The organism is Desulfuromonas sp. TF, assembly GCF_000472285.1.
In the GTDB taxonomy this organism is placed as follows: domain Bacteria; phylum Desulfobacterota; class Desulfuromonadia; order Desulfuromonadales; family ATBO01; genus ATBO01.
Genome location: NZ_KI421421.1, coordinates 471,104 through 475,026 on the forward strand (window position 1 = coordinate 471,104; position 3,923 = coordinate 475,026).

General features: G+C 55.6%; 3 protein-coding genes. All 3 read left to right on the forward strand.

Annotated features, from left to right (window positions below; genetic code table 11):
• On the forward strand, window positions 1-1,001 hold a 1,001-nt coding region (gene clpX / locus DTF_RS23545), incomplete at its 5' end, for an ATP-dependent Clp protease ATP-binding subunit ClpX (protein WP_226989340.1).
• Window positions 1,002-1,090: 89 nt separating this feature from the next.
• Window positions 1,091-3,493 (forward strand): endopeptidase La, encoded by a 2,403-nt coding sequence (gene lon / locus DTF_RS0113540; RefSeq protein ID WP_027715747.1) that lies wholly within the window; start codon window positions 1,091-1,093, stop codon window positions 3,491-3,493.
• 104 nt (window positions 3,494-3,597) lie between these two features.
• The gene (locus DTF_RS0113545) at window positions 3,598-3,870 is read left to right on the forward strand and encodes an HU family DNA-binding protein (RefSeq protein ID WP_027715748.1); all 273 of its coding nucleotides are present in this window, start codon (window positions 3,598-3,600) and stop codon (window positions 3,868-3,870) included.
• The last annotated feature ends 53 nt before the right edge of the window (window positions 3,871-3,923 follow it).

Sequence of the window (3,923 nt, forward strand, 5' to 3'; positions counted from 1 at the left end):
AAAGAGTCCTGTCCGTGGCGGTCTACAACCATTACAAGAGGGTGGAGTACTCGGCCAAGTCCGAAGAGGTGGAAGTGCAGAAGAGCAACATTCTTCTGCTAGGCCCCACAGGCAGCGGCAAAACCCTTCTGGCGCAGACGCTTGCCAGGGTGCTTAATGTTCCCTTCGCCATCGCCGACGCCACGAATCTTACTGAGGCCGGCTACGTCGGCGAGGATGTGGAAAATATCATTCTCAACCTCCTTCAGGCCGCCGACTATGACCTCGAGAGGGCCCAGAAGGGGATTATCTACATCGACGAGGTCGACAAGATCGCCCGCAAGTCCGATTCCCCCTCGATCACCCGGGACGTCTCCGGCGAAGGGGTCCAGCAGGCTCTGCTCAAGATCATCGAAGGGACCATGGCCAGTGTCCCGCCCAAGGGCGGACGCAAGCACCCCCAGCAGGAATTCCTTAAGGTCGATACGACCAATATCCTCTTTATCTGCGGTGGAGCTTTTTCCGGCCTTGAAACCATCATCGCGCAACGCACCGGGGCCAAAACCATGGGTTTCGGAGCCGAACTTCGCCTGAAAGAGGAGCAGAATCTGGGCGAGATCATTGCGCGTGTCGAACCGGTCGACCTGCTCAAGTTCGGGTTGATACCCGAATTCGTCGGCCGCCTTCCGGTCGTGGCAACCCTCGATGAGCTTGACGAGGAGTCTCTTATCCAGATTCTCAAGGAGCCCAGGAATGCCCTGGTGAAGCAGTATCAGAAGCTCTTTGAAATGGAGAAGGTAAATCTGAAGTTTACCGACGGAGCCCTTGTGGCTATTGCCCGCCAGGCGCTTAAAAGAAAAACCGGAGCGCGGGGGTTGCGGTCTATTCTAGAGAATGCCATGCTCGACGTGATGTACGATATACCTTCTCAGGACAGGGTCAAGGAGGTGGTTATCAGCGAAGACGTCATTCTCAACAAAGCTAATCCCATTGTGCTCTACGAATGTGCTGAATCGGCGTGAAGCATAAGGTGAGTCGAGGCTGTAGCTCAGTGGATTTTCCCGGCTGAGATTTCAGGCTGCCCTTTTTCCTCCAATACGAGCGGAGAGCTATGACTGACCTTCAGGAAAACAGTGGGGAAAAGACGCTCTATCCCCTTCTTCCCCTGCGCGACATCGTCATATTTCCCTATATGGTCACCCCCCTGTTTGTCGGCCGTCCGCGTTCCATTCATGCCCTCGAGGGGGCAATGGAAACCGACAAAATGGTCTTTCTGGCCACCCAGAAGGATCCAAAGGTTGACGATCCTGAATCCGAAGACATCTATGATGTCGGCACCCTCGGACAGATTATCCAGATGCTGAAACTTCCCGACGGCACGGTCAAGGTTCTGATCGAGGGAAAGAGCCGCGGCCGGATCGACACTTTCGTGCCAAGGGAAGAGAGCCTGTTTGTTGAGATTGAGTCTCTTCCTGATCAACCCGTCGACTCGCCCGAATTCGAGGCCCTCATTCGGAGTGTCAACAACACTTTTGAAAATTACGTCAATCTGAGCAAAAAGGTGCCGCCGGAGATCGTCTCTTCCGTGGGGGGAATGTCCGAGGCCGGGCGCCTGGCCGACACCATCATCGCTCATCTCGGTGTCCGTATCGCCGACAAGCAGGAGGTGCTTGCCCAGACCGACCCCCTCCAGCGACTTGAACATCTTCTGGCCATCATGGAGCGCGAAGTCGAGATCCTGCAGATCGAGAAGAAGATTCGCAGCCGGGTCAAGAGCCAGATGGAGCGCAGCCAGAAGGAATATTATCTCAACGAGCAGATGCGGGCCATCCAGAAGGAACTCGGCGAAAAGGATGAGTTCAAGCAGGAGATCCGCGAGCTTGAAGAGAAAATCGACAAGAAGAAGATGTCCAAAGAGGCCACCGAGAAGGCCATGGGAGAGCTGCGCAAGCTCAAGATGATGTCTCCCATGTCCGCCGAGGCCACGGTTGTTCGCAATTACATCGACTGGCTGGTTTCTCTTCCCTGGAAAAAAGGGACCAAGGACCAACTTGATGTCGAACATGCTGAAGCGATCCTCGAAGCCGATCATTACGGTCTGGAAAAGGTCAAGGAGAGGATCCTCGAATATCTGGCGGTGCAGGCTCTGGTCAAGAAGATAAAGGGCCCCATCCTCTGCCTGGTAGGTCCCCCCGGCGTCGGAAAGACGTCCCTGGGACGATCCATCGCCAAGGCGCTGGGGCGTAAATTCGTCCGGATTTCACTCGGAGGCATGCGCGATGAGGCGGAAATCCGGGGACACAGACGCACCTACATCGGCGCCATGCCGGGCAAGGTGATACAGGGCCTGCGCAAGGCGGGAGTGAAAAATCCCGTTTTCCTCCTGGACGAAGTCGACAAGATGAGCACCGATTTCCGAGGTGATCCGTCATCCGCCCTGCTGGAGGTGCTCGACCCTGAACAGAACAATACCTTCGGGGATCACTTCCTGGATGTCGATTACGACCTCTCCAGCGTTCTTTTCGTGGCTACCGCCAACAACCTCTATTCCATTCCTCGCCCCCTTCAGGACAGGATGGAGGTGATTCGAATCGAGGGGTACACGGAGGAGGAAAAACTCCATATCGCCAAACGCTACCTACTCCGGAAACAGCTTGAGGCGCACGGACTGTCGGACGAACAGGTTAGCTTTTCGGATTCGGCATTCTTCGAGATCATCCGCCGTTACACCCGCGAAGCCGGCGTTCGCAGCCTTGAGCGGGAAATTGCCAATATCTGCCGCAAGATCGCGCGCGAAGTGGTCAAGTCCACGGACAAGAAAAAACGTTTTTCGGTCAACGCTCAGCAGGTCAAAAAATATCTCGGCGTGCCCCGCTATAGTTACGGCATCCGGGAAGAGGAAAGCAGGGCAGGTCTGGCCACCGGTCTCGCCTGGACAGAGGTGGGAGGTGAGCTGCTGACCATTGAAACGGCTGTCCTTCCCGGATCGGGAAAACTTACCGTGACCGGCAAACTGGGAGAAGTCATGCGGGAGTCCGCCCAGGCCGCCATGAGTTACGTCCGTTCCCGGTGGCGTGAATTGGGTATCGAGAAGGATGCCTACCAGAAGGTGGATATCCATATCCATGTACCCGAGGGAGCCATCCCCAAGGACGGCCCTTCCGCCGGCATCACGATCGCCACTGCGCTGGCATCCGCCCTGACGGGACGGAGCGTGGACCGGAATCTGGCCATGACCGGCGAAATAACCCTCAGGGGCCGGGTGCTGCCCATCGGCGGGCTCAAGGAAAAGCTCCTTGCGGCCAAGCGCGCCGGCATTACCCGGGTTCTCATCCCTCAAGATAATGAAAAGAATCTGGAAGAGGTGCCCCCCCAGATATCAAAGGCCTTGACCATAATTCCCGTGGCTCACATGGATCAGGTTCTAGAGGAGGCCCTGGAGGTTCCCGCGACAATTTCCCCCATAACGGAACGAGGTGAAGCGGCCGGGTCCGAAGAACCGCTGAGACATTAAGGTTGAGCGGCAAATATTCTCTTGACACTCTTTTTAAAGTTCTGATATAAGTACAGCGATTTCAGCGGGGCTTTAATAATCTCTTAATTAGGTGGAGGTATGTTGTGACTAAAGCGGACCTTGTTAATGCGATGGCAGAGAAGGCGGGGCTGAGCAAGACCGATGCCGAAAAGGCTCTCAAAGCATTTACCGACGCTATTACTGAAGCTTTGAAAGCTGGTGAGAAGGTGGCCCTGGTGGGGTTCGGCACCTTCAGCGTTGGCGAGCGTGCTGCCCGGACCGGTCAGAATCCCCAGACTGGCGAGAAGATCAATATTCCTGCTGCGAAGTCTCCCAAGTTCAAAGCGGGTAAGGCTCTGAAAGATTCGGTACAGTAAATCAGCGAGACCATTGCCGGAAGGCAGCGGTCGTGTCTGGAAAATAGGAAACC

Excerpts from the sequence above, each read along its gene's own strand:
- lon (WP_027715747.1), top strand. The coding sequence starts at position 1,091 with ATGACTGACCTTCAGGAAAACAGTGGGGAAAAGACGCTCTATCCCCTT.